At 35.2% G+C, this 24,564-nt stretch carries 20 protein-coding genes and 1 pseudogene; 14 read left to right on the top strand and 7 right to left on the bottom strand.

Going from position 1 to position 24,564, the window contains the following annotated elements; all coding sequences use genetic code 11:
- The first annotated feature begins 22 nt into the window (after positions 1-22).
- The 7 genes from deoD (at position 23) to ushA (ending at position 9,116) form a co-directional block, all read left to right on the top strand.
- On the top strand, positions 23-739 hold the full coding sequence (gene deoD / locus ACYIAJ_RS04855; RefSeq protein ID WP_091347273.1) for a purine-nucleoside phosphorylase: 717 nt from the start codon (positions 23-25) through the stop codon (positions 737-739).
- Positions 740-868: 129 nt separating this feature from the next.
- Positions 869-2,122: a nucleoside permease gene (locus tag ACYIAJ_RS04850; RefSeq protein ID WP_483560468.1), complete on the top strand. Its 1,254-nt coding sequence runs from the start codon at positions 869-871 to the stop codon at positions 2,120-2,122.
- 280 nt (positions 2,123-2,402) lie between these two features.
- Entirely contained in the window at positions 2,403-3,575 is a 1,173-nt protein-coding gene (gene add, locus ACYIAJ_RS04845) for an adenosine deaminase (RefSeq protein WP_483560467.1), read from the top strand.
- A gap of 29 nt (positions 3,576-3,604) precedes the next feature.
- On the top strand, positions 3,605-5,578 hold the full coding sequence (locus ACYIAJ_RS04840; RefSeq protein WP_483560466.1) for a bifunctional 2',3'-cyclic-nucleotide 2'-phosphodiesterase/3'-nucleotidase: 1,974 nt from the start codon (positions 3,605-3,607) through the stop codon (positions 5,576-5,578).
- A gap of 33 nt (positions 5,579-5,611) precedes the next feature.
- Positions 5,612-6,007, top strand: coding sequence for a cytidine deaminase (locus tag ACYIAJ_RS04835; protein ID WP_091347280.1), 396 nt, complete (start codon positions 5,612-5,614; stop codon positions 6,005-6,007).
- A 95-nt stretch (positions 6,008-6,102) separates the two neighbouring features.
- Entirely contained in the window at positions 6,103-7,404 is a 1,302-nt protein-coding gene (locus ACYIAJ_RS04830) for a pyrimidine-nucleoside phosphorylase (RefSeq protein ID WP_483560465.1), read from the top strand.
- A gap of 29 nt (positions 7,405-7,433) precedes the next feature.
- On the top strand, positions 7,434-9,116 hold the full coding sequence (gene ushA, locus ACYIAJ_RS04825; protein ID WP_483560464.1) for a bifunctional UDP-sugar hydrolase/5'-nucleotidase UshA: 1,683 nt from the start codon (positions 7,434-7,436) through the stop codon (positions 9,114-9,116).
- Positions 9,117-9,323: 207 nt separating this feature from the next.
- Here the strand turns inward: ushA and ACYIAJ_RS04820 are convergent, their stop codons facing one another.
- Positions 9,324-10,946, bottom strand: a complete 1,623-nt coding sequence (locus ACYIAJ_RS04820; RefSeq protein ID WP_483560463.1) for a hypothetical protein — start codon at positions 10,944-10,946, stop codon at positions 9,324-9,326.
- Positions 10,947-11,280: 334 nt separating this feature from the next.
- A pseudogene (locus ACYIAJ_RS04815) lies at positions 11,281-13,447 on the bottom strand (Tex family protein); the annotation flags it as partial.
- Between the two features lie 44 nt (positions 13,448-13,491).
- Between ACYIAJ_RS04815 and greB the strand changes: the two are divergent.
- Both greB and ACYIAJ_RS04805 read left to right on the top strand, forming a co-directional pair.
- Positions 13,492-13,977 (top strand): transcription elongation factor GreB, encoded by a 486-nt coding sequence (gene greB, locus ACYIAJ_RS04810; protein WP_091347290.1) that lies wholly within the window; start codon positions 13,492-13,494, stop codon positions 13,975-13,977.
- Between the two features lie 66 nt (positions 13,978-14,043).
- Positions 14,044-15,150 carry a YcbX family protein gene (locus ACYIAJ_RS04805; protein WP_483560462.1) on the top strand — a complete coding sequence of 369 codons (1,107 nt, stop codon included), beginning with the start codon at positions 14,044-14,046 and terminating at the stop codon, positions 15,148-15,150.
- A gap of 41 nt (positions 15,151-15,191) precedes the next feature.
- Here ACYIAJ_RS04805 and ACYIAJ_RS04800 read toward each other — a convergent pair whose 3' ends face one another.
- Together ACYIAJ_RS04800 and ilvC are read right to left on the bottom strand one after the other, a co-directional pair.
- Complete coding sequence (locus ACYIAJ_RS04800) at positions 15,192-15,764, bottom strand: cell division protein ZapC (RefSeq protein WP_483560461.1); 573 nt, start codon at positions 15,762-15,764, stop codon at positions 15,192-15,194.
- Positions 15,765-16,012: 248 nt separating this feature from the next.
- Complete coding sequence (ilvC, locus tag ACYIAJ_RS04795; protein ID WP_483560460.1) at positions 16,013-17,491, bottom strand: ketol-acid reductoisomerase; 1,479 nt, start codon at positions 17,489-17,491, stop codon at positions 16,013-16,015.
- Between the two features lie 172 nt (positions 17,492-17,663).
- On the opposite strand from ilvC, the gene ACYIAJ_RS04790 reads away from it, so the two are divergent.
- From ACYIAJ_RS04790 to fis, 5 genes are read left to right on the top strand one after another with little or no spacing between them, the layout of a single operon-like run.
- Positions 17,664-17,900, top strand: a complete 237-nt coding sequence (locus ACYIAJ_RS04790; RefSeq protein ID WP_483560459.1) for a YhdT family protein — start codon at positions 17,664-17,666, stop codon at positions 17,898-17,900.
- A gap of 7 nt (positions 17,901-17,907) precedes the next feature.
- A complete protein-coding gene (gene panF / locus ACYIAJ_RS04785; protein ID WP_483560458.1) occupies positions 17,908-19,359 on the top strand; it encodes a sodium/pantothenate symporter in 1,452 nt (483 codons plus the stop codon).
- Entirely contained in the window at positions 19,334-20,200 is an 867-nt protein-coding gene (gene prmA / locus ACYIAJ_RS04780) for a 50S ribosomal protein L11 methyltransferase (RefSeq protein WP_483560457.1), read from the top strand. Before panF ends, prmA begins: the two co-directional genes overlap by 26 nt.
- Positions 20,201-20,236: 36 nt before the next feature.
- Positions 20,237-21,244, top strand: coding sequence for a tRNA dihydrouridine synthase DusB (gene dusB, locus ACYIAJ_RS04775; RefSeq protein ID WP_483560456.1), 1,008 nt, complete (start codon positions 20,237-20,239; stop codon positions 21,242-21,244).
- A gap of 7 nt (positions 21,245-21,251) precedes the next feature.
- Positions 21,252-21,548 carry a DNA-binding transcriptional regulator Fis gene (gene fis / locus ACYIAJ_RS04770; RefSeq protein WP_034883623.1) on the top strand — a complete coding sequence of 99 codons (297 nt, stop codon included), beginning with the start codon at positions 21,252-21,254 and terminating at the stop codon, positions 21,546-21,548.
- 113 nt (positions 21,549-21,661) lie between these two features.
- On the opposite strand, the gene rbsR is transcribed toward fis, so the two are convergent.
- The 3 genes from rbsR to rbsB are packed head-to-tail and all read right to left on the bottom strand — an operon-like array spanning position 21,662 to position 24,542.
- On the bottom strand, positions 21,662-22,654 hold the full coding sequence (gene rbsR, locus ACYIAJ_RS04765; protein ID WP_483560455.1) for a ribose operon transcriptional repressor RbsR: 993 nt from the start codon (positions 22,652-22,654) through the stop codon (positions 21,662-21,664).
- Positions 22,655-22,669: 15 nt separating this feature from the next.
- Positions 22,670-23,599: a ribokinase gene (gene rbsK / locus ACYIAJ_RS04760; RefSeq protein ID WP_483560454.1), complete on the bottom strand. Its 930-nt coding sequence runs from the start codon at positions 23,597-23,599 to the stop codon at positions 22,670-22,672.
- A 55-nt stretch (positions 23,600-23,654) separates the two neighbouring features.
- Positions 23,655-24,542 carry a ribose ABC transporter substrate-binding protein RbsB gene (gene rbsB / locus ACYIAJ_RS04755; RefSeq protein WP_483560453.1) on the bottom strand — a complete coding sequence of 296 codons (888 nt, stop codon included), beginning with the start codon at positions 24,540-24,542 and terminating at the stop codon, positions 23,655-23,657.
- Positions 24,543-24,564 lie beyond the last annotated feature (22 nt).

The raw sequence follows: 24,564 nt of genomic DNA, 5'->3' as shown, positions 1-24,564 counted from the left end.
TAATAAATATCAGGAGAAGTTAATGTCTACCCCGCATATTAATGCCATTGATAATGCGTTTGCAAAAACCGTTTTAATGCCTGGCGATCCTCTACGGGCAAAATTTATTGCAGAAACATTTTTAGAAAATGCCCAAGAAGTAACTAATGTAAGATCGATGTTAGGTTTTACAGGTTATTATAAAGGCCAAAAGATTTCAGTTATGGGGCATGGTATGGGTATTCCATCTTGCTCTATTTATGCAACCGAACTGATTAAATTTTATGGTGTTGAAAACATTATTCGTATTGGTTCATGTGGTGCAATTAGCCCTAATGTTAATGTGGGTGATGTTATTGTTGGAATGGGCGCATGTACCGATTCAAAAGTTAACCGCTTACGTTTTAAAAATCATGATTTTGCCGCTATCGCTGATTTTGATTTGACCTGTAATGCCGTTAATGCAGCTAAAAAGTTAGGTGTAAATGTGAAAGTGGGTAATATTTTTTCTGCCGATCTTTTTTATAGCGTTGAGCCTGATATGTTTGACGTAATGGAAAAATATAATATTTTAGGTGTTGAAATGGAAGCAGCTGGGATTTATGGGGTTGCTGCCGAATATGGCGCTAAAGCACTGGCCATTTGCACGGTTTCGGATCATATTCGAAAAGGCGAAGCAATGTCGGCAGAGCAAAGACAATTAGGCTTTAAAGAAATGATCACCGTTGCACTAGAGTCGGTATTATTAAATCAAAACTGAAACTAAAAATGGCAGAATAACTGCCATTTTTTTTAGCTAATCAATATTGATAGCGATAGCAGTTTTAAAATGCGTTATTCATATTTATGTGTAGTAGGTTATAAAAATCTTGTTTAATAAGGAAACAAAATGAACACCAAGTTACAACTTAAAATAATATTTTTTCTGCAATTTTTCATATGGGGAAGCTGGTTAATCACCTTAAATTATTATCTTGAGCATCAATTAAATTTTATTGGTATTGAGGTAGCTTCTGTATATGGTTCGATGGCAATTGCTTCACTAATTATGCCAAGTTTACTCGGTATTGTTGCCGATAGATGGATACCAGCTAATCGCCTTTATGTTCTTTGTCACCTAATTGGTGCTATAACACTAATTATTGCTGCATCTATTACATCACCGTTAATGATGACAATTGTTATGTTAATTCATTGTTTAGCCTTTATGCCTACCATCGCTATTTCAAATTCAATTTCTTATTCATGTTTGAACTCTCAAGGACTTGATGTTATCACTCAGTTTCCAGGAATTAGGATATATGGTACTATCGGTTTCATCGTTGCAATGTGGATAGTTAGCTTTTTGAAATTAGAAGCTAGCAATACACAACTTTATATCGCCGCTGCGGGTTCTCTTTTACTAAGTTTGTATTCATTAACACTTCCATTTATTTCGACATCACAAAACACAGATAAAAAAAGATCACTTATTAGCTCATTAGGGTTAGATGCGTTTGTGTTATTCAAACAACCTAAAATGGTTATCTTTTTTCTATTTGCAGCTTTTTTAGGCGGTATTTTACAAATTACCAATACCTTCGGTAATTCATTTTTGCATAGTTTTGATGATATTCCAGAATTCAAAGATAGCTTAGCAATTCAATACCCTGCTGTATTACTTTCTATTTCACAAATTTCAGAAGTGATATTTATTTTATTTGTACCATTTTTTATGAAGCGCCTTGGTATTAAATATGTTATGTTAATTAGTATATTTGCTTGGGTTGCTCGCTTTGGACTATTTGCTTACGGCGATCCTTCTCCTTTCGGTTTTGTATTATTACTTCTATCAATGATTGTTTATGGTTGTGCCTTTGACTTCTATAACATTTCAGGCTCCATGTATGTTGAAAAAACAGTTTCACCCGATATCCGTAATAGTGCACAAGGGTTATTTATGATGATGACCAATGGGATCGGCGCTTATTTAGGAACAATGGCTAGTGGTTTCGTGGTCGATTATTATACTTCAGGGAAAACCGTAAACTGGCATGCTGTTTGGCTTGTTTTTTCAGGTTATGCTTTAGTTTTAGCTATTGTGTTTATGTTGATTTTTAAAAACGAACATTCAAACAAAGAAACAGCTCAAGCTATTAATTAATCATTTATTGTGTGGTAGATTAAATTTAGCACTACCAATATAATGGCAACAATATAGGTTGTTGCCTTTTTAATTATCAATCAGTCAGCTTTAGAAATATGATTTACCACACAAAAAATCAATCAGTAATACAAAATAAATGGCTGAAAGGTATCTGATCAAGGTACACTAACTGAGTTTATAATTCACAATGTTAGTATGCTATTTTGAGCTTTTTGATAAGTGTTTATATCATTATTACCAGAGCCCATTTAGCTTATTTAAATAGATTAAATTTCTAATGAAAAATCAAATAATACCCAAAGTCATATTACATGAGCACATTGAAGGGAGTATTACCCCAATGATGGCTCGCCAGTTAGCCCAAAAAAACAATATTCCGTTCCCTACAACTTTATGTTATCTACCGGGCCAATATGATGCTAATGAGTATAAAAATGGTAGATATTCGTACGACGAATCTAAGTTTGAAGAGTTTATTAAAACGTATGATATCGTTTCTAGTTTTCTAAAAAATCCTGAAGATTATTATGACATTACTTATGATTTTCTTTTTAGAAATGCTAAACAAGGGTTAATTTATTGCGAGCTGTTTATCTCCCCTTTTCATATCTGTGCAACACCATCCCACGACGGGCAAGTTATTTGGAATCAAGATAGATTTCACCAAACGCTAAAGCAGATGGATAAGGCTATTATTGACGTTAGTCAGCAATATGATATTACTGTGCGATATCATGTAATTGGTGTTAGACATCTTGGTGCGAATGTGGTTTATGATACTCTGCAATTTATTCAAAATAACTCTCATCCGTTGATTACCGGTTTCAATATCGCAGGTAATGAAAAAGCTGGCCATTTTGATGATTTTAAAGCCGCCCATGAATTAGCCGCTCAGCTTAATTTAAAAAAATCGTACCACGCAGGCGAAATAGATTCAGCCGAAAGTATTATTCAAGCTCTTAAACATGGTGCAAACAGAATTGGGCACGGTATTCGCGCCATTGAAGACAAAGCGCTCATTCGTGAACTGATCGATAAAAAAGTCACCCTTGAAATTGCCTTAACAAGCAATCGAATTTTAGTTAATGAGCTGCATGGCGATATTTATAAGCACCCCATTAGGCAGCTTTACGACCAAGGCGTTCGTATTACGCTAAATACCGATGATGCAGGGATTTTTGGCACTGATATCGAAAAAGAGTATCACATTGCCCAATCGATTTTCGCATTTTCACGATTAGAATTGCTTGATATCACGCTCTGTGGTGTTCAGGCGGCATTTGTTGAAAACGAAGTTAAAAATCAATTGATTGGCAAAGTTCTGGCATATTTTACATCTGATGATAAGCAATTATTAGAAACATGCATCAGTGACCAAAAATATCACCCAGCAATTATTGAACGCTTGTTAGAATACCAAAAATTGTTGCTAGCCATACCCATTAACTAAATTAGTTGTCAGAATAATAGGAGATTTGCATGAAAAAAACTAAGTTATCCCTCACCTTTTTAGCCCTATTTATTTCTGGCGCGGCGTGTGCTGAAACGGTTGATTTAAGGATTATCGAAACAACCGACTTGCACGGTAATATGATGAATTATGATTATTTTAAAGATCAATCCATCGATGCTTTTGGATTAGCCAAAACAGCTAATTTGATTCACCAAGCAAGACGTGAAGTAAAAAATAGTGTGCTTGTCGATAATGGCGATTTGATTCAAGGTAGCCCAATGGCTGATTATGCAGTGCATAAAGGCCTTAATGATGGCGATATTCATCCAGTTTATAAAGCTCTCAATACGCTTGATTATGTTGTTGGTAATATTGGTAATCATGAATTTAATTTTGGCTTGGAATTTTTACAAAAAAGCCTTGCTGGCGCTAAATTCCCTTATGTTAATGCAAATGTCTATGATGCTAAAACCAATAAGCCGTTCTTTAAGCAATATCTTATTGTCGATACCCCCGTCATTGATAGAAGCGGCAATAAGCAAACAATAAAAATTGGTTACATTGGCTTTGTACCACCGCAAATTATGCAATGGGACAAACTTAATCTTGATGGTAAAGTTGTGGTTAAAGATATTACCGAAACAGCCAAGCACTTGATTCCAGAAATGAAAAAGCAAGGTGCTAATATCATTATTGCTATTCCCCATTCGGGGGTTTCTTCTGAACCTTATAAAGCTTTGGCCGAAAATTCGGTTTATTATTTAAGTCAGGTTAAAGGTATTGATGCAATTATGTTTGGCCACGCCCATGGTGTGTTCCCGAGCGAGGAGTTTAAATCATTACCAAATACCGATATCAAAACTGGTAACATTAATCATGTGCCTGCTGTTATGCCCGGACATTGGGGTAACCATTTGGGCGTGGTGGATTTAGTGCTTGATGGCGATAAATCTAATTGGCAAGTGACGTCAGGCAAATCTGAAGCTAGACCGATTTATGATGTCAAAAATAAAAAAGCACTAGTTGAAGCAGACCCAAAAATTGTTGATATTCTAACCAAAGATCACCAAGGTACGCGTGAATTTGTTGGTAAACCAATTGGTAAGGTTTTAACTGATATTACCAGCTATTTAGCCTTGGTTGAAGATAGCTCTGCCTTACAAATTATTAGCGATGCACAGATCGATTATGTTAAGCAGTTTGTTCAAGGCGATCCTGACCTTGATGGATTACCTGTTTTATCGGCCATTGCACCATTTAAAGCTGGCGGCAGGAAAAACGATCCTAGCGCTTTTGTTGATGTTAAAAAGGGTAATTTGTCATTTAGAAATGCCGCAGATATCTACCTTTATCCGAATATTTTGTCTGCCATAAAATTGACAGGTAAAGATGTTAAAGAGTGGTTAGAATGCTCAGCTGGTGTCTATAACCAAATCGATCCCCATTCATCCCAAACACAATATTTGATTAATTGGGACAAATTTAGAACCTATAATTTTGATACGATTGACGGGGTCAATTATCAAATAGATGTCACTAAACCACCACGTTATGATGCAAATTGTCAGCTAGTTAATCCTTCATCAGAAAGAATTAACAATCTTACTTATCAACAAAAACCAATTGATCCTAACCAAACATTTTTAATTGCCACCAATAATTATCGTGCTTATAGCGGTATATTTCCGGGAACAGGTGAAAAAAATGTCAAATTTAATTCACCTGATGATTTAAGAGTGATTCTTTCAGCTTATATCACCAACACCACCCAAAAATACGGCGCTGTGGAGGTTACCGTCGACAATAATTGGCGAATTGCCCCAATTACTAGCGATACCAATTTGGATATTCGTTTTGAATCATCACCAACTGATGAAGCTAAAGATTATATTGAAAAACATTCAATATACCCTATTCACTTTATCGAAAAAGATGACTCAGGTTTTGGGGTTTATCGACTTGATTTACAATCATTGATTAACACTCAGCTCCAAAATTAATTAGTATTATTATGCCCCAAAGGATTTATCAATATGAAAATAGAAAAACTAATTGAGCTTGCTAAAACAGCACGTTCTAAAGCTTATGTGCCTTATTCTAAATTTCAAGTTGGCGCAGTGCTCATTACTGAAGATGATGAAGCAATTTTAGGTTGCAATGTTGAAAATGCTTCTTACGGCTTAACTAACTGCGCAGAACGCACGGCGATTTTTAAAGCGGTATCAGAAGGTAAACGTAAGTTCAAAAAATTGGTGGTAATTGGCGATACCGATGGACCAATTTCACCTTGTGGTGCTTGTCGTCAAGTTATTAGCGAGTTTTGTGCTAAAAATATGCCAGTTATTTTGACCAATATGAACGGTAAAATTCAGGAAACCACTGTTGGAGAATTATTACCCTGGTCTTTTTCACCAAGTGATTTGGACTAATTTAGTCTCAATTATTTTCCTAATTAAGCCATTAACACTTAGGGTGATTTAACAATTAAAGATTCACCCTATTATCAATATAAGAGAGTATCGTTATGAGATTTGTTGATATTATTGAAAAAAAACGCGACGGAAAAGCACTATCAACCGAGGAAATACAATTTTTTATTACAAACTACACTAACGGAAAAATTCCCGATTATCAAGTTAGCGCTTTATTAATGGCAATTTACTATCAAGGTATGACATCAAAAGAGTGTGCAGATTTAACTAACGCAATGATGCATTCGGGCGATACAGTAGATTTGTCTTCAATTAAAGGTATTAAAGTGGATAAGCATTCAACAGGTGGTGTGGGCGATACAACGACATTAGTGCTTGCCCCTTTAGTTGCTGCTTTAGATGTACCTGTAGCTAAAATGTCAGGGCGTGGACTTGGGCACACCGGTGGTACCACCGATAAATTTGAGTCTATTCCAGGATTTAAAATTGAATTAAGTACACAAGATTTTATTAATCAAGTTAATCATAGCGGTCTTGCCGTGATTGGCCAATCTGGAAATTTAACACCAGCAGATAAAAAGCTATACTCTTTACGAGATGTAACTGGGACAGTTAATTCTATTCCGCTTATTGCAAGCTCAATTATGAGCAAAAAATTAGCCGCTGGCGCTGATGCCATTGTGCTAGATATCAAAACTGGTGATGGTGCACTAATGAAAGAGATGGCGGACTCCGAAAAATTAGCCCATGAAATGGTAAATATCGGTAACCAAATTGGCCGCAGAACCATGGCAATTATTTCAGATATGTCACAACCGCTTGGTTTTGCAATTGGTAATGCGCTTGAAATAAAAGAAGCCATTGATACTTTAAAAGGTCATGGCCCTGCTGATTTAACTGAATTAGTTTTAACATTAGGTAGCCAAATGGTTGTGCTTGCCAATAAAGCCAAGACATTGGAAGAAGCTAGAGCAAAACTTCAAGAAGTCATTAAAAATGGCAAAGCTATCGAGAAGTTCAAAACTTTAATTGAAGCACAAGGTGGTGATAGTTCAATTGTTGATCATCCTGAAAAACTGGCTAGTGCACCTTACCAAATTGCCCTACCGGCTCTTAAATCAGGTTATGTATCAAAAATTATTGCAGATCAAATTGGTATTGCGGCAATGCAGCTAGGCGCTGGGCGCGCAACCAAAGAGGATATTATTGATCCCGCGGTTGGAATCGTGTTACATAAAAAAGTGGGCGATCAAGTTGCCGAAGGCGAAGCATTGTTAACCATTCATGCTAGTACAGATAAGCTTGATGCGATTAAGCAAAAATTGTATAACAATATTATTATTAGTGATTGTGCCAATGAACCACAATTGATTTATAAAGTGATTACTGAGTAATCATTGGCAATAAGGATTTAGGAGGCACCATGTATAACTCAAATTTGAATAAAAAAATATCACTGCTTGTTGTTTTGGGGCTATTTTCAGTTAACGCTATAGCGGCTGCTTCAACAATACAATCAACAACACCAAGTTGGGAGAAAAACAAGCCTTATCAATTTACTATTTTACATACTAACGACCACCATGGTCGTTTTTGGCAAAATGATATCGGTGAATATGGTCTTGCTGCACAAAAAACAGTTGTTGATGAAATAAGAAAGGAAGTAGCCACGAAAGGTGGAAAGTTGTTGCTTCTATCTGGTGGTGATATCAATACTGGTGTTCCTGAATCAGATGTACTTCAAGCTAAACCAGATTTTTTGGGTATGAATGAAGTTGGATATGATGCGATGGCGGTGGGTAATCATGAATTTGATCACCCTTTAACCGTTATTCGTGAGCAACAAAAATGGGCCCATTTTCCATTTTTATCTGCCAATACTTACTTTAAAGGTACTGATAATCGTGTTTTTGATGCTTATAAAATGTTTGATTTAAATGGCATTAAAGTAGCGGTATTTGGATTAACCACAGATGATACCATTTTTTTAGCCTCTCCCAAAAATACTGATGGCGTTGAATTTCGAAAAACATTACCCGAAGCACAAAAAGTTATTGCCCAAATAAAAAAGACAGAAAGTCCAGATATGATTATTGCCGTTACACATATGGGACATTACGAAAATGGCGAACATGGATCGATGGCACCGGGTGATGTTGAATTAGCCCGAGGATTGCAAAGTGGCGAATTAGATATGATTGTCGGTGGTCATTCGCAAAATCCCGTTTGTATGGCTAGCCCGAATAAACGCATTACCGAATATGTACCCGGTACTCCATGCGCACCCGATAAACAAAATGGCACATGGATTGTACAAGCCCATGAATGGGGTAAATATGTTGGGCGTGCTGATTTTGTCTTTTTAAATGGCAAAATAACTTTACAAAATTACCAGTTAATTCCAATCAATCTAAAAAAAGAAGTAGATAATGGTGACGGGACAAAACGCCTTGAATATTACACTAAAGAGATCTTACAAGATAAAACATTACTCGAAAATTTAAAACCTTATCAAGAACAAGGTAAACAACAATTACTGGTTAAAAGTGGTGAATTAATCGGTCGCCTTGAAGGAGATCGCAGTGTTGTAAGATATCAACAAAGTAATATGGGACAATTATTACTCAGCGCTTTTATTGAAAAAACCAAGGCTGACATTGGTATTATGTCTGGTGGCATGATTCGTGATTCATTAATTGAAGGCAATATTACTTATCGCGACATCCTAAAAGTTGAGCCTTTTGGTAATAGTGTTGTTTATTTTGAATTGACTGGTAGCGAATTAATCGATTACCTAAAAATAGCACTCAATAAAAAACAAGGTTCGGGTGGATATCCACACCTGAAAAATATCACTCTAACACGATCTGGTGATAATATTAAAGATGTAAAAATTAAAAATGAACCCATTGATTTACAAAAATCATATCGTATTGCTACACTAGATTTTTTAGCTGCAGGCGGTGATGGTTATCCAATAACCAATACTTCACCAACTTATGTGGATACAGGTTATCGAGATGCTGATGTCGTAAAACAATATTTTGAGGAACATTCGCCAATTAATGCCTCTGATTATGAACCAACACAATTTATACACAATTAAATTATTTAAGAATGCCTGAGCGTAAATGTTTATTAGGAATACATTGTTCGAGAATAATCACCATATTATTCGGTAATCGTAACTAAGCTAACATAGCTGTAGTGCCGTGTTCAAGGTTTATACCCTATTGTTGGCACTACAGTTTTTTATAGTGTTTAATATTGAATGATTTTTATTTAGTAACTTATTAAAATATCATGAAATTTATTAATAATATTCAATAGTTCGTGTAGTTATCATGTGATCATCACACTCTTTAACTATCCAATCACCTTTTCCATTATGTTTAGAAAATTGACACTCAAGAGTTGCTTTCTTGTTGTTATCAACATATTTTTTTAATTTGATTAGCTGACCTTGTTTATTATACTCCATAGCATATGTTTCATTACCGATCACTCTAGAAATCAACTGATTTTTATTATTATATTGAAATGTCATATTATTATCAAAAAATAGTATCTTATCTTCATCATCGTAGCCGACAGAAACTGAGCGAAGTTTATCTAACTCACCCATTTTTTGAACAAATTTTGTTCTATAGTCTGTTTGGAAAATATCAAATAAATCGGTTTTATTATAATTATCGGTTGCAAACGGATTCGTATAGTTTTGATTTAGGCTAGGCAAAGACATGGTAAAATAATCATAAAATTTCCAGCTCGTTCTTTCTGTTTCTAAATCGTCAGAAGCGACAATACTACGCTTCAGTCCATAATTATAACTTTTAGTTGTCTCAACAAAAGAAGTAACTAACCCACTATCATCGAAATTCATTTCAAAAACAGAGCTGCCGCCATTATCTAGCAAATTTTGATATTGACCCAATAACTTGTTTTTTATATCGCCTGTTGCAGACTTAATACGATTTTGGGTAAGGGCATGATCAAAAAAGTAATACATTACAACTTGGTTAGTTGAGCGAGCTAAATTTTCTGAAGGATTTGCTTTTGCAAATAATACGGGATCTGATTCTATACCCCAATCATTAATGATGCGATTATATGAAAAAAAATATTTTCTTATTTTTGCTACTTTTTCTTTATCGTAATATGCATAAGTAAAATGTTCCTGATCCCATTTGTTTTCATCTTCACTATAAAAAAATGACTGTCTTATTGAATCATCGTTATCAAAGATAAACTCACCATTGACCAATTTAGCTAACTTAATATCAGACGATATTTGATTTGGAAATTGCCCATCGATGAGTTTAGGGTAACTATAGGCAAAATGTGCATCTTTTTTATTTTCGTCTAACTCTCCAGCATAAAAATATTGTTTAAAGATATCATTATTAACCCAAGAAGGAATTTGTTCAATATTATAAGTGACTGTTGCAAATGAATTTACATTATTGCTCATACCTAAAAAAAATAGTTTATCTAAAGTCACTTGTCCAAAACAAAAACTACCTTTTTTAAATTTTGTGTCGCTGTTTAATTTAGCTAATTGATAGGTTGTGGTTTGGTTGTTAGCATCTAATGAACGGTCTAATAAACCTAAGCTTGTAAAAACTTCTAATCGCCGATTTAATTCGTTATTTATCCACACTTCCGATCGTTCGTTTGCTGGATAACTGAGATCTTTTTTAAGGTAAGGGAATGTTACTTTGCCTAGATAGAAACAAATTGGTTTGTCTTGATCTTCCAGTGTTGCTTTAATTTCTTCCGTTAATTTTACTTTACTTTTATCACATCCTGACAGCATAACCAATAATGTCAGTGGAACAACATTAAAATATTTTTTCATTGTTTTTGATAGTCCTTTTCCTATTATTTTTATTTCTGATAAATCTTTTAAGAAATAATCCATTTTTGATTGTAACATGATTTAGGTAAGGTGATAAGTTTGCTCATTTTTCTTATCTGTTCTAGATCAATATTTGGACAGATTATTATTGATGATTTTTGCTAAAAAACTAAAATTCATATTGATAATATTCAATATTAAAATAGCTATATATCGGAAGGACTTTAATAAAAAAATAGGGACAATCGTCCCTTAATTTTTAACATGTTGTTTATTTATTTTTTTTTAAACGCGGCAGCAAATGCATTACCCATCGCATTATTGACACTCGACGATGTGTGCGTTTTTTGGGTATTATTGACGCTCCCTTTATTAATAGATTGACGATTGTCAGCTTTCGAAATAGCAGGATCATTTAACCGCATTGATAAAGCGATACGTTTGCGTGGAATATCAACTTCAATCACTTTCACTTTAACAATATCACCAGCTTTTACCACTGTTCTTGGATCGTCAACAAACTTATCTGAGAGTGCCGAAATATGCACTAAACCATCTTGGTGAACCCCAATATCCACAAAAGCACCAAAGTTGGTTACATTGGTTACCGAACCTTCCATAATCATGCCAACTTTTAGATCTTCCATCGTTTCGATATCATCAGCAAATTGAGCGGTTTTAAATTCAGGCCTTGGATCACGTCCTGGTTTGTCGAGCTCTTTAATAATATCAGTTACAGTAGGAACGCCAAAATGGTCATCAACATAATCAACTGCGTTAAGCGATTTTAAGTAATTTGTATCACCTAAAATCTCTTTTAATGATTTATGATTTTTTTCTAAAATTCGCTCTACGACAGGATAAGCCTCTGGATGAACCGCTGATGCATCAAGTGGGTTTTTACCATCCATAATCCGTAAAAAACCAGCACACTGCTCAAATGCTTTAGGGCCTAAACGTGATACTTTTAATAACTGCTTACGGTCGGTAAATTGCCCATTTTCATTACGCCAATCAATGATATTTTGGGCAATCACTTTATTAAGTCCAGCAATACGTGCAAGTAGCATCATTGAGGCGGTATTCAAATTAACACCAACGGCATTTACACCATCTTCAACAACAGCATCAAGTTTTTTAGCTAACTGAGTTTGGCTTACATCATGCTGATATTGACCAACACCGATTGATTTAGGATCAATTTTAACAAGCTCTGCTAATGGATCTTGTAAACGCCTAGCAATAGATACCGCACCTCGAATCGACACATCAAGATCAGGAAACTCTTGCGCCGCAAGTTCGGATGCTGAATACACTGACGCTCCAGCTTCGCTAACAATCACTTTTTGCGCTTTGACCTCTGGGTATTTTTTTTGAACATCAAGATAAAAACGCTCAGTTTCGCGCGAAGCCGTACCATTGCCAATAGCAACCAATTCAACTTTGTACTTGATACAAAGCGCTGCCACCATCATAGCTGCTTTATCGGCTTGCCCAGTATGTGGATAAATTGTTTCAGTCGCAACTAATTTACCAGTTGCATCAACAACCGCTATTTTGACCCCAGTACGTAATCCTGGATCCATACCCATAGTCACTTTCATACCCGCCGGAGCTGCCATTAACATATCATGCAAGTTGGCAGCAAATACATTAATCGCTTCTTCTTCGGCGCGTTCTCGTAATGTTGTCATTAATTCGGTTTCCATGTGCATTAAAATTTTAATGCGCCATGTCCAATTAATAACGGCTTTACGCCATTTATCCGCTGGCTGATCATTAAAATGGACACCTAAATATTCAGTAATAATTTGTTCACAATAGCTTTCTTTTGGTGGCTCTTCGAATTGTGGATCGGCATTTAACGAGAGCTGTAAATAGCCTTCATTTCGCCCTCGGAACATCGCTAATGCACGATGAGATGGAATTTTAGAAATAAGTTCACTTTGCGAAAAATAGTCTCGGAATTTTGCGCCTTCTTCTTCTTTGCCACTCACCACTTGTGAAACTAAATGAGCGTTATTCCAAAGATAATGACGTACTTTTGCCAGTAATGTCGCATCTTCAGCAAATTTTTCCATTAAAATATAACGCGCACCATCTAATGCTGATTTTGTATCAATAATACCTTTATCTACATTGAGATATTTTTCTGCTTCGATTTCTGGATTTAATGAAGGATTTTGCCATAAGTCATCTGCAAGTGGTTCAAGCCCTGCTTCAATGGCAATTTGACCTCGAGTACGACGCTTCGGTTTATATGGCAAATAAAGATCTTCAAGTTCGGTTTTACTCAACGTTGATACAATGCGTTCACTTAATTCTGGCGTTAATTTTCCTTGATCTTCTATAGACTTTAAAATTGTTTGTTTACGATCTTCAAGCTCACGCAGATAATTCAATCGGCTATCTAAATTACGTAATTGGGTATCATCAAGCCCACCAGTAACCTCTTTTCGATATCGCGCAATAAATGGAACAGTACTGCCTTCGTCTAATAATTGAATCGCAGCTAAAACTTGTTCTGGTTTTACTATAAGTTCACCAGCTATAATATGACTAATTTGATTATTTACCATGGTATCTCTGAATATTTTGTCAATTAACGGAATTTATCTTCAACATGCAAAAAGCTAATTATATAACAAGAGAGGGCTATTTAGCACTCGATCGTGAGCTAAAATATTTATGGAAAGAAGAAAGGCCTAAAGTTACCCAAGCGGTATCAGATGCTGCTGCGCTTGGTGATCGCAGTGAAAATGCCGAATATATCTATGGTAAACGAAGACTTAGAGAAATCGATAGACGAGTTCGTTTTCTTGCCAAACGATTAGAATCATTGACTATTATCGATCCAGATCCAAGACAAGAGGGTAAAGTATTTTTTGGTGCATGGATAAAGTTAGAAGATGAAAATGGAAATCTACACGTTTATCGCATTGTGGGGGCTGATGAGTTTAATCCTAAAAAAAATTGGATATCTATCAACAGCCCTGTGGCAAGAGCATTAATAGGACATAAAGTTGATGATGAAATAACCGTTATCACTCCAAATGGAAAAACGTTTTATTACATTGTAGAGATCAGCTACACAAAGTTAGAGGTTTAACTATATAAATTATTAAGCATTAAGTATATAATCATACTAACATATTGATAATTAATTTAATTTATTATGATTTCCATTGATCAGATCTATATCTATCCAATCAAATCGATGCAAGGCATACCGCTGACAAAGGCAAATACTGGCGATGGGGGCTTTGAACACGATCGTATTTTTATGCTTAGTGAACCCAATGGTTCATTTATTACTGCAAGGCAATACCCTGAACTTTTGAAATTCAAAACATCAATAGTAAAAAATGAAGTATACGTTTCGATATCTCCAACAAAAATGATAAAATTCAATCTTGATGAGTTTTCATTAAGTAATGAGCCAACCGAAGTTTGGGGAAATCATTTCACCTCGCAAATTGCTCCCATACGAGTAAATCAATTTTTCAGCCAAATTCTACATAAAGACGTACAATTACGATGGGTTGGGCAACAGTTAACTCGTCGAACAAAACGCTACCCAGAAGTACCTGTTAGTTTTGCTGACGGTTATCCTTATTTGTTATTGAACAAGGCTTCATTTAATTATTTACAACATCAATGCCCAGAACAACTCGATATTAGGCAATTTCGAGGTAATATTATTATTCAAGGTGCACTCCCTTTTGCTGAAGATGGTTGGAAGACAATCAAAATTGGCGAGGTAATTTTTGATATTGTTAAACCTTGTACTCGCTGTGTGCTAACAACAATCGATGTCAATTCATCAAAACCATTTGCTAATAATGAACCGCTTAAAACATTACGGTATTTTAGAGCCGATGAGCAAGGCCAAATTGATTTTGGTATGAATATGATTGCCCGAAATCATGGCACCATTTCAATTCACGATAAAATAGAGATATTGGAAAAGCAAATAGCCAAAAACTATATAAAAAACTTTCCTCCAGAAATAAAAAGCGAAACACAACTTTGCACAATTACTTTTGAAGATAAAACTATTAAAGGTAACAATAAGCAAACCATTTTAGAACAGTTAGAACAACATAAAATAGCATTACCTTATTCCTGTCGTTCGGGTGTTTGTGGACGTTGCTCAGTTGTTTTAAAAAAGGGAGAAATAAGTGCATTAACTCAGTCAGCTATAAAACTTAATAATCGAATTTTAGCCTGTAGCTGCGTTCCCAAAGGAGATATTACTATCGAATCATCCAAAAAAGAATAAAATTAATATGACAACTATTTTACTGATTTCTGTTTTTGATATTAAGAAATAGCTTCTAATTCAAAATGTTCTACCAATCTCATCTGCTCAGATAAAGGTTGCCACATAGGCTGCAATCGGTCATTCATAACTTTAATTGCTTCGGCAAAATAAAAAGTTTTGTTCATTGCAATAAACGAAGGCTGTGCAATAACACAAAGTGAGGCATTTTTTCCAGCTTCGACAACCATCAAACAAATTTTTTGACCACCCTCTTGTAAATTTACCTCAACAATATCGGCTATTTTAGGAGTATATAACATTGGTTGTTGAGAAAAGTACCAGCTTTTAGGCATTTGAGGTTTTAAAAAATTAGCCGCAACAATAGCGTTAATGGATAATTCAATTTTTTGTGAGTCAGACAGGTTAAGCAACTGGCAACTATCATGAAATTGATAATAAGATGTTGCATCGCTAACAGAAAATGAAAATTCACCAAAAACATCAGGAATTAACATTTTACTTGGATAACAAGAACGAAATAACATTTCAGATGAAACTTCAAGCATTAGGCTATCGTATTCGCTGTCAAAATACCAACGCCAACAATCAGTCGGCCGAAAAGCCATTTTCATTGATGTATTATCCTCGTTAATTGAACCAAATTTAGCCAAAAAGATAACATAACTTAGATAAAAAATAAATAAAAATTTAAAATAAAAATTATTTAATTATATAATTTTTAAAAATTTTAAATAATGACTGAAAGGATCCAAAAAATCTAAGTTAGATCTGATTCAGATCCATTTGGATCCTTTTAGATCAATTTTTTAAACATAAAAAAAGGCGCTTTTAAGCACCTTTTTTAGCTGTAAATTACAGTTTAGCTTGCTACATTAATACGTTTCATATCAATCATATAGCTACGGAGTTTGCGTCCAATTTTTTCTATTGGATGATTGCGAATTTCTTCGTTTACATCACGTAATTGGGCATTATCTACACTCCCTTCAGGGATCCCTTTACCAAGATCTCCCGATTGTAACATCGGCATAAATTTTTCTTTTAATAATGGAACTGCAGCATTAGCAAATAGATAGTTACCATACTCAGCCGTGTCAGAAATTACAACATTCATTTCATATAAACGTTTACGAGCGATAGTATTAGCAATAAGTGGTAATTCATGTAATGATTCATAATAAGCAGATTCAGGTAAAATGCCAGATTCAAGCATAGTTTCGAATGCTAACTCAACACCAGCTTTCACCATTGCAATCATCACTACCCCTTGATCAAAGTAAGCCTGCTCATCAATTTTACCTTGATATTCAGCGGCCTTTTCAAATGCAGTTTCGCCCGTTTCTTTACGCCATTTAAGTAGGTTAACATCATCATTTGCCCAATCTTTCATCATGGTTGATGAAAACTCGCCAGAGATAATATCGTCCATATGCTTACGATAAAGATCAGTCATAATCACTTTCAATTCTTTTGCTAAAGCGTTTGCCCTTAATTTAGCTGGATTTGATAAACGATCCATCATTAAGGTAATTCCACCTTGTTTTAACGCTTCAGTGATTGTTTCCCAACCAAATTGAAGCAATTTACATGCATAAGCAGGATCGACACCATCTGCAACCAATTTATCAAAGCAAAGTAACGATCCAGTTTGTAACATACCACAAAGTATTGTTTGTTCACCCATTAAGTCTGACTTAACTTCAGCAACAAATGAAGATTGTAAAACACCAGCACGATGTCCACCTGTTGCTGCTGCCCATGCTTTAGCGATTGCTAAACCCTCACCTTTGGGATCGTTTTCCGGATGGACAGCGATCAGTGTCGGTACCCCAAAGCCACGTTTATACTCTTCACGTACTTCAGTCCCTGGGCATTTAGGTGCTACCATGACAACAGTGATATCAGAACGAATCTTTTCACCCACTTCAACAATATTAAAACCGTGTGAATAACCTAGTGCTGCACCTTGTTTCATTAGTGGTTGGACAGCTTGCACCACAGCCGAATGTTGCTTGTCAGGCGTTAAGTTGATCACAAGATCAGCAGTTGGAACTAATTCTTCATAACTTCCTACTTTAAAACCATTTTCAGTTGCTTTTTTCCAAGATGCACGTTTTTCGGCAATGGCTTCTTTGCGTAATGCATAAGATATATCTAAACCCGAATCACGCATATTAAGACCTTGATTAAGGCCCTGTGCACCACAACCTACAATGACAATCTTTTTACCTTTCAAAAAATCAGCTTCTGATGCAAATTCATCACGAGCCATAAAACGACATTGACCTAGTTGTTCTAATTTTTCACGTAGATTAAGTGTATTAAAATAGTTTGACATTATTCTCTCCAATAGTTGAGTTATTCATAATCGAATATCGACAATATATATTACTTTTTATATTGCTAAAATTGATATATTTAAAATATAATGTTGCATAAATTGCAACATACTTGCTAAGTTAATTACTTTCTTTTAATCTAAACCACCCTCAATTCACCAATCAATCAATATGGATGCTCGATATAAGCAAGCTAATAAAGAAGCTATACTTTCGTTATTGTTAACTTTTATTTATCTTCTTGGATGGGTTGTTTGTGCTTACTGCGTTAACGATAATCTAGGATTTTTAGGTCTTCCATTGTGGTTTGAACTATCTTGCATCATGGTACCTGTTGGTTTTGTATTACTCTGCTGGATGGTTGTAAAATTTCAATTCAAAAATATTTCATTAGAACAAACTAAGTGATAAAACAATGAATTTGGATATTATTGTACCTCTTGTCATCTATCTTATTTTCGTGTTTGCGTTATCAATTTATTCCTATATGAAACGCAAAAAGGTGAATCAATTTACTGATTACTTTATCGGTAATCGAACCATGGGAGGATTTTTACTCGCCATGACATTAGCTGCAACTTATATTAGTGCCAGCTCTTTCATTGGTGGCCCAGGTGCAGCCTATAAATTTGGTCTTGGTTGGGTACTATTGTCGATGATCCAAGTCCCAACAGTACTACTTTCACTTGGTATTTTAGGCAAAAAATTTGCCATTTTAGCACGCAAATATGATGCAATAACCTTAAGTGATATGCTTTATGCTCACTATAAAAGTAAAACCATTGTTTGGTTTGCAAGTATTACTCTTGTCGTTGCCTTTATTGGTGCGATGACGGTACAATTTGTCGGCGGGGCTCGATTGCTACAATCATCAATAGGTATTCCTTATCATACCGGGCTATTAATATTCGGTATTGGTACTGTTATCTATACTGCATTTGGTGGTTTTAGAGCCAGCATTTTAAATGATGCATTTCAAGGTTTAGTGATGATAATTGGCGCGATATTATTACTTGGTGCGATTATTTATGCAGGTGGGGGAATTACGACAATAATTGATCGATTAATGGAAATTGATCCTGCACTTTTAACACCACAAGGGCCCAATGATTTCATAGATTTACCGTTTATGGCGTCATTTTGGATTTGGGTTTGTTTTGGTGTGGTTGGTTTGCCTCATACTGCAGTGCGTTGTATGGCCTATAAAGATAGCAAAGCCGTGCATCAAGGAATTATTATCGGTACTATTGTTGTTTCTGTGATTATGCTAACCATGCACTTATCTGGCGCTTTAGGTCGTGCTATTATTAGTGATTTAACAATTCCAGATCAAATAGTGCCAACATTGATCATAAATGTATTACCTCCTTTTGCAGCAGGTATCTTTTTGGCAGCACCTCTTGCAGCGATTATGTCCACTATTAATGCTCAGTTATTACAAGTATCATCAGTTCTTATTAAAGATCTATTTTTAAGAATCAAAACTCATGTTAATTTTAGCGATAAATTTCTCACTCATATATCAGTCACTATCACTTTTATTTTTGGTGGATTGCTTATTTTAGCTGCATGGACTCCTCCTGACATGATTATTTGGTTAAATTTACTTGCTTTTGGAGGGCTTGAAGCTGTTTTTCTATGGCCGTTAGTGCTTGGATTATACTGGAAAAATGCCAACGCTACAGGGGCGCTTTGCTCAATGCTTACTGGCGCTGTGAGTTATACATTATTAGCGAGTTATGATATTAAACTATTAGCTCTCCACCCAATAGTACCGTCTCTAGCTATTGGATTTATTGTTTTTATTATAGCCAATATGTTTGGCAATAAAAGGGAAAATTATGCCTTGGATTCAACTCAAAATTAATACAACTAGTGATATTGCTGAACAAATTAGCGAGCAATTAGAAGAATCAGGCGCAGTATCTGTGACATTTCAAGACACGTATGATACTCCTGTATTTGAACCACTACCCGGCGAAACTAAACTTTGGGGTAACACCGATGTCATTGGCTTATATGATGCTCAAACAGATATCAATGAATTAAAAGCAATATTAAATCTTGAGCAATATTCTTATAAATTTGAACAATTGGAAGATAAAGACTGGGAGCGAGAATGGATGGATAACTTTCATCCTATGCAATTTGGTAAACGACTTTGGATTTGTCCAAGTTGGCGCGATGTACCCGATGCAAACGCAGTCAATGTTATGTTAGATCCTGGTTTAGCATTTGGAACAGGTACTCACCCAACCACTGCATTATGCTTAACTTGGCTAGATAGTTTAGATCTGAACGATAAATTAGTAATTGATTACGGTTGTGGGTCTGGTATTTTGGCAATTGCAGCACTTAAATTAGGCGCAAAGCGAGTAATTGGTATCGATATTGATCCTCAAGCCATTCAAGCTAGCCGTGACAATGCTCAACGTAATGATGTCAGCGAAAAGTTAGAACTTTATTTATCAAAAGATATCCCTGATAATTTACAAGCAGATATCCTTGTTGCCAATATTTTAGCTGGTCCATTAAAAGAACTTGAACCACATATAAGTAAATTAGTAAAACCGCAAGGTAAGCTAGGATTATCGGGTATTTTAGCAACTCAATCACCAAGTGTTTGTATGGCTTATAAACCTCATTTTACACTAGATCCTGTTGTTGAACAGGAGGAGTGGTGCCGTATCACTGGTAAAAAAATTTAAAAAAATAACGTTACCCCCTTTTAAGTTAGAGAAAAAATGCGTAATATAGCCGGCCTTAATTTGCTTAGCATTGGTGAGATTAAATTAAGAAATAATTTAATTGCTGCACCAATGGCTGGAATCAGCGATAAACCATTTCGTAATTTGTGCTATCAGTTTGGTGCTGGTATGACAGTTTCAGAAATGTTTTTAGCAAATTCGGATGTTTGGCATACCGATAAATCAGCTTTGCGGATGGTTGCAAGCGAGGATATGGGTGTTCGTGCAGTACAAATTGTTGGTTCTGATCCCGACGAAATGGCTAGAGCTGCAGAATTTAATGTCAAACATGGCGCTCAATTGATTGATATCAATATGGGGTGCCCAGCTAAAAAGGTCAATAAAAAATTGGCAGGATCTGCTTTAATGCAGTATCCAGAACTTATTAAAAAAATTTTGCAGAAAGTTGTCGGTGCAGTTGATGTTCCGGTAACATTAAAAACGCGGACTGGATGGAATAAAGATCATAGAAATTGCATAGAAATCGCACAAATTGCACAGGACTGTGGCATAAAGGCAATTACTATTCATGGAAGAACACGTGCTTGCTTATTCAATGGTGTGGCTGAATATGATTCTATTAAGGCAGTTAAAGAAAACGTTACAATTCCTGTAATTGCCAATGGGGATATTTGTACACCTGAACAGGCAAAAGATGTTTTTCAATATACGCAAGCTGATGCTATAATGATCGGCCGAGCGGCACAGGGGCGACCTTGGATATTTGAAGAAATTGCATTCTATTTAACACATGGACAGTTACAGAAAAATAAAAGTATTGATGAAGTAGAACAAGTTGTATTGTCACATCTTGATGAACTTTATCAATTTTATGGAGAATACAAAGGATTAAGGATTGCCAGAAAGCATGTAAATTGGTACACCAAGAATTATGCTGACAGCGATCAATTCAGGCGCTTATTTAGTGTACTTAGCAATACAAGTGAGCAAGTAAACACTCTAAAAGCATTTTTTAGTCAAATTAGAAACAACCCAAAGAGTTAAGAATACTATGTCAGAACAACGCGTTACAGCTGCAGCACTTAAATTTACAACTGTAAATTCTCAGGACCAAATAACACAAAAGCCATTGCGAGATTCCGTAAAGCAAGCTTTAAAAAACTATTTATCGCAATTAAATGGTGAAGATCCTACAGATCTTTATGAATTAGTGTTAGCTGAAGTTGAACATCCATTCCTTGATATGGTTATGCAATATACACGTGGCAATCAAACTCGAGCAGCAAATATGCTTGGTATCAACCGCGGTACACTTCGCAAAAAATTAAAACAATACGGAATGAGTTAATCGTCTATTATTTAACATTTTATAATATAAAAGGCACCTTAATATAAGGTGCTTTTTTCCATTTTAAAGCACAATTACAAAATTCATTCAATGCTTTATTTTTATAATACTTACTAAGCAGATAAACGTTTAATTAATGTAGGTGTTAAAGTTAATGTATGGAGTGAATCTGTAGGGTTATGAAATCGATTTAATAATGTTTCAACAGCCAATTGTCCTAATTCTTCTTTTGGTTGATGGATAGTAGTTAAAGGTGGCGTCATATATTGTGCAATTTCAATATCATCATAACCAATAATTGCAATATCTTTTCCTGCTTCAAGACCATTTTGATAAAGTGCTTGATAAGCACCGATAGCCATAGCATCATTAGAACAAAACACAGCCTGTGGGGGAATAGATAGTTTTAATAAATTTTGCATAGCAACAATTCCTGATGCAAATTGGAAGTCACCTTGTGCCTCATACTTGCTTAAAATTGTTAAACTAGCATTTTGCATAGCCTTCCGATATCCTTGTAGGCGCGATTGTGCTTGAGTATTATTTAAAGGACCTGTGATGCATGCTATCTGTTTGTAGTTTTGCTTAATCAGATATTGTGTAGCAATCATTGCTCCAAAAAAAGAATTATCTTGAATAATATCACACATACCATCAAATGGTGTCCAATCCATCATTACTATAGGAAGCTTAGGGTATCGAGCGAATATCTGCTTTGGAATTGAATAAGTTTCAGTACACATAGCCAGTAAACCATCAACACGCTTTTGCAGTAAATGTTCAATATTATCAAGCATACGCTGATGATCACCTTCGGTACTACATAAAATCAAATTATAACCAAGCTCATAACAACTACGCTCAACACCTTGCACTACTTCAGAGAAAAAAGGATTATTGCTTGCTGTCACCAACATACCAATAGTATAAGTTTTATTGCTTTTTAAACTGCGAGCAATAGCTGAAGGGGTATAATTTAGTTGTTTGATTATCTGCTCAACTTTTTCACGTATAGCTGGGCTAACATAACGATCATTATTGATGACATGAGAAACAGTTGAAGTCGATACATTCGCAGATTTTGCAACATCCTTTATTGTAACCAAATTTTTATTGCTCTTCTATAAACCTTGTAATTTAATGAAATCTTCTACTTCATTACGTGTTGGCACTGATGTCTGTGCTCCCGCTTTAGTCACCGATAGTGCCGCAGCGGCATGAGCATATCTAACAGCTTGATTGAGTGTTTTTCCTTCTAATAAGGCAGTTACTAACATTCCATTAAATGTATCGCCAGCACCAATAGTATCAACAGCTTTAACATGAAATCCTGAAACAATTTTGCCCTCACCACAATAACTTACCCAAGCCCCTTTACTACCCAGTGTAATAATAACGGTATTAATACCTTTATTATGTAAAAATAATGATGCTTTTTGTGCATCTTGTTCTGTAACAATTTTTATACCTGTTAAAAACTCGGCTTCTGTTTCGTTTGGTGTAATAATATCAATGTGTTTAAGTAAATCATCTGATAAATTTTGTGCAGGCGCTGGATTTAAAATTACTTGGGTATTATTTTGTTTAGCTAATTTTGCTACATGTTTTATAGTTTGTAATGGTGTTTCAAGTTGCATTAAAATCGCATTTGCTTTTATTATATCATCTTCAAATTGACCTACATATTCAGGTGTAACCGCTGAATTTGCTCCTTCATGGATAGCAATTTGATTCTCTCCTTGTTTATTGACTAGAATCAATGCAACACCGGTATTTTTGCTTTCAACTACAGCAATAGTATGGGTATCTATATGATCGCTTTCTAATTGTTGCTTAAATTTCTTACCAAAATCATCATCCCCCACCGCTGCAATAAACTGAACGTTAGCACCTAAACGCCCAGCAGCAACAGCTTGATTAGCACCTTTACCTCCATATGAAATTTTATAGTTTGAACCTTTTAATGTTTCGCCTGGTTTAGGAAATTCATTTACATTTAAGATATGATCAATATTTACGCTACCAATCACAATTAATTTATTTAAATTCATATAACTACTCCATAATCACATAGCAATAGGACGCTAGAATGCGTCCTAAAAAAGTTTATTTAGTGATAAGTTTTAATTCTACAGGGATTTTTGTATCAACTTTTTCACCTTTTATAACTTTATCTGCAATTTCAACACCCATTGAACCTATTTTTTCTGGTTGTTGAGCTACCGTTGCTGCCATTTTTCCACGTTCAACAGATTTAATGCCATCCTCAGTACCATCAAAGCCAACCACTAAAATATCATTTCGTCCAGCAGTTTGAATTGCACGCACAGCACCTAATGCCATTTCATCATTCTCTGCAAATACCGCTTGCACTAAAGGGTAAGCAGTTAATAAATTTTGCATAACATTCATACCTTTGGCACGATCAAAATCAGCTGGTTGTGCAGTTAAAATAGTAAATTGGTTATCTTTCATTGAGTTGGTAAAGCCCTCACCACGTTCACGAGAAGCCGAAGTACCAACTATACCTTGTAATTGAATCACTTTTGCACTAGCACCTAATTTTTGAAAAATAAAATCACCAGCCATTTTACCTCCTGCAACATTATCGGATGCAATATGGCTAATAACCTCTCCCTTAACGGAAGCACGATCAAGTGTTATAACAGGAATTCCCGCTTTATTTGCGGCAAGCACTGCATTACCAACAGCCTCAGAATCAGTAGGATTGATAAGAATTACTTTAGTCCCTTTAACAATAGTATCTTCAACATTTGCAAGTTCCTTAGCTGGATTATTTTGTGAATCTAATATCACTAATTCATAACCCAGCTCCTTAGCTTTATTTACTGCACCTTCTTTTAAATTAACAAAAAAAGGATTATTAAGGGTTGAAACAACTAAAGCTATATTTTCTTTTGCTAAAGCTTGAGAGGCAAAAGAAAAATTTAATGTAATGGCAACAATGGCTGTAAAAATTTTTCCGAATTTCATAACTTTCTCCTAAAATAAGACA

The organism is Gilliamella sp. X-46 (assembly GCF_057063525.1).
This window is presented reverse-complemented; position numbering and strand designations above follow the sequence as displayed.

Bases quoted from the DNA above. Each gene is read 5' to 3' on its own strand.
- rbsB (WP_483560453.1), bottom strand. From the start codon at position 24,542: ATGAAATTCGGAAAAATTTTTACAGCCATTGTTGCCATTACATTAAAT.
- ACYIAJ_RS04840 (WP_483560466.1), top strand. From the start codon at position 3,605: ATGAAAAAAACTAAGTTATCCCTCACCTTTTTAGCCCTATTTATTTCT.
- ushA (WP_483560464.1), top strand. From the start codon at position 7,434: ATGTATAACTCAAATTTGAATAAAAAAATATCACTGCTTGTTGTTTTG.
- rbsK (WP_483560454.1), bottom strand. From the start codon at position 23,599: ATGAATTTAAATAAATTAATTGTGATTGGTAGCGTAAATATTGATCAT.
- ACYIAJ_RS04805 (WP_483560462.1), top strand. From the start codon at position 14,044: ATGATTTCCATTGATCAGATCTATATCTATCCAATCAAATCGATGCAA.
- dusB (WP_483560456.1), top strand. From the start codon at position 20,237: ATGCGTAATATAGCCGGCCTTAATTTGCTTAGCATTGGTGAGATTAAA.
- ACYIAJ_RS04800 (WP_483560461.1), bottom strand. From the start codon at position 15,764: ATGAAAATGGCTTTTCGGCCGACTGATTGTTGGCGTTGGTATTTTGAC.
- prmA (WP_483560457.1), top strand. From the start codon at position 19,334: ATGCCTTGGATTCAACTCAAAATTAATACAACTAGTGATATTGCTGAA.
- fis (WP_034883623.1), top strand. From the start codon at position 21,252: ATGTCAGAACAACGCGTTACAGCTGCAGCACTTAAATTTACAACTGTA.
- ACYIAJ_RS04850 (WP_483560468.1), top strand. From the start codon at position 869: ATGAACACCAAGTTACAACTTAAAATAATATTTTTTCTGCAATTTTTC.
- panF (WP_483560458.1), top strand. From the start codon at position 17,908: ATGAATTTGGATATTATTGTACCTCTTGTCATCTATCTTATTTTCGTG.
- greB (WP_091347290.1), top strand. From the start codon at position 13,492: ATGCAAAAAGCTAATTATATAACAAGAGAGGGCTATTTAGCACTCGAT.
- ACYIAJ_RS04830 (WP_483560465.1), top strand. From the start codon at position 6,103: ATGAGATTTGTTGATATTATTGAAAAAAAACGCGACGGAAAAGCACTA.
- ACYIAJ_RS04820 (WP_483560463.1), bottom strand. From the start codon at position 10,946: ATGTTACAATCAAAAATGGATTATTTCTTAAAAGATTTATCAGAAATA.
- deoD (WP_091347273.1), top strand. From the start codon at position 23: ATGTCTACCCCGCATATTAATGCCATTGATAATGCGTTTGCAAAAACC.
- add (WP_483560467.1), top strand. From the start codon at position 2,403: ATGAAAAATCAAATAATACCCAAAGTCATATTACATGAGCACATTGAA.
- ilvC (WP_483560460.1), bottom strand. From the start codon at position 17,491: ATGTCAAACTATTTTAATACACTTAATCTACGTGAAAAATTAGAACAA.
- ACYIAJ_RS04835 (WP_091347280.1), top strand. From the start codon at position 5,612: ATGAAAATAGAAAAACTAATTGAGCTTGCTAAAACAGCACGTTCTAAA.
- ACYIAJ_RS04790 (WP_483560459.1), top strand. From the start codon at position 17,664: ATGGATGCTCGATATAAGCAAGCTAATAAAGAAGCTATACTTTCGTTA.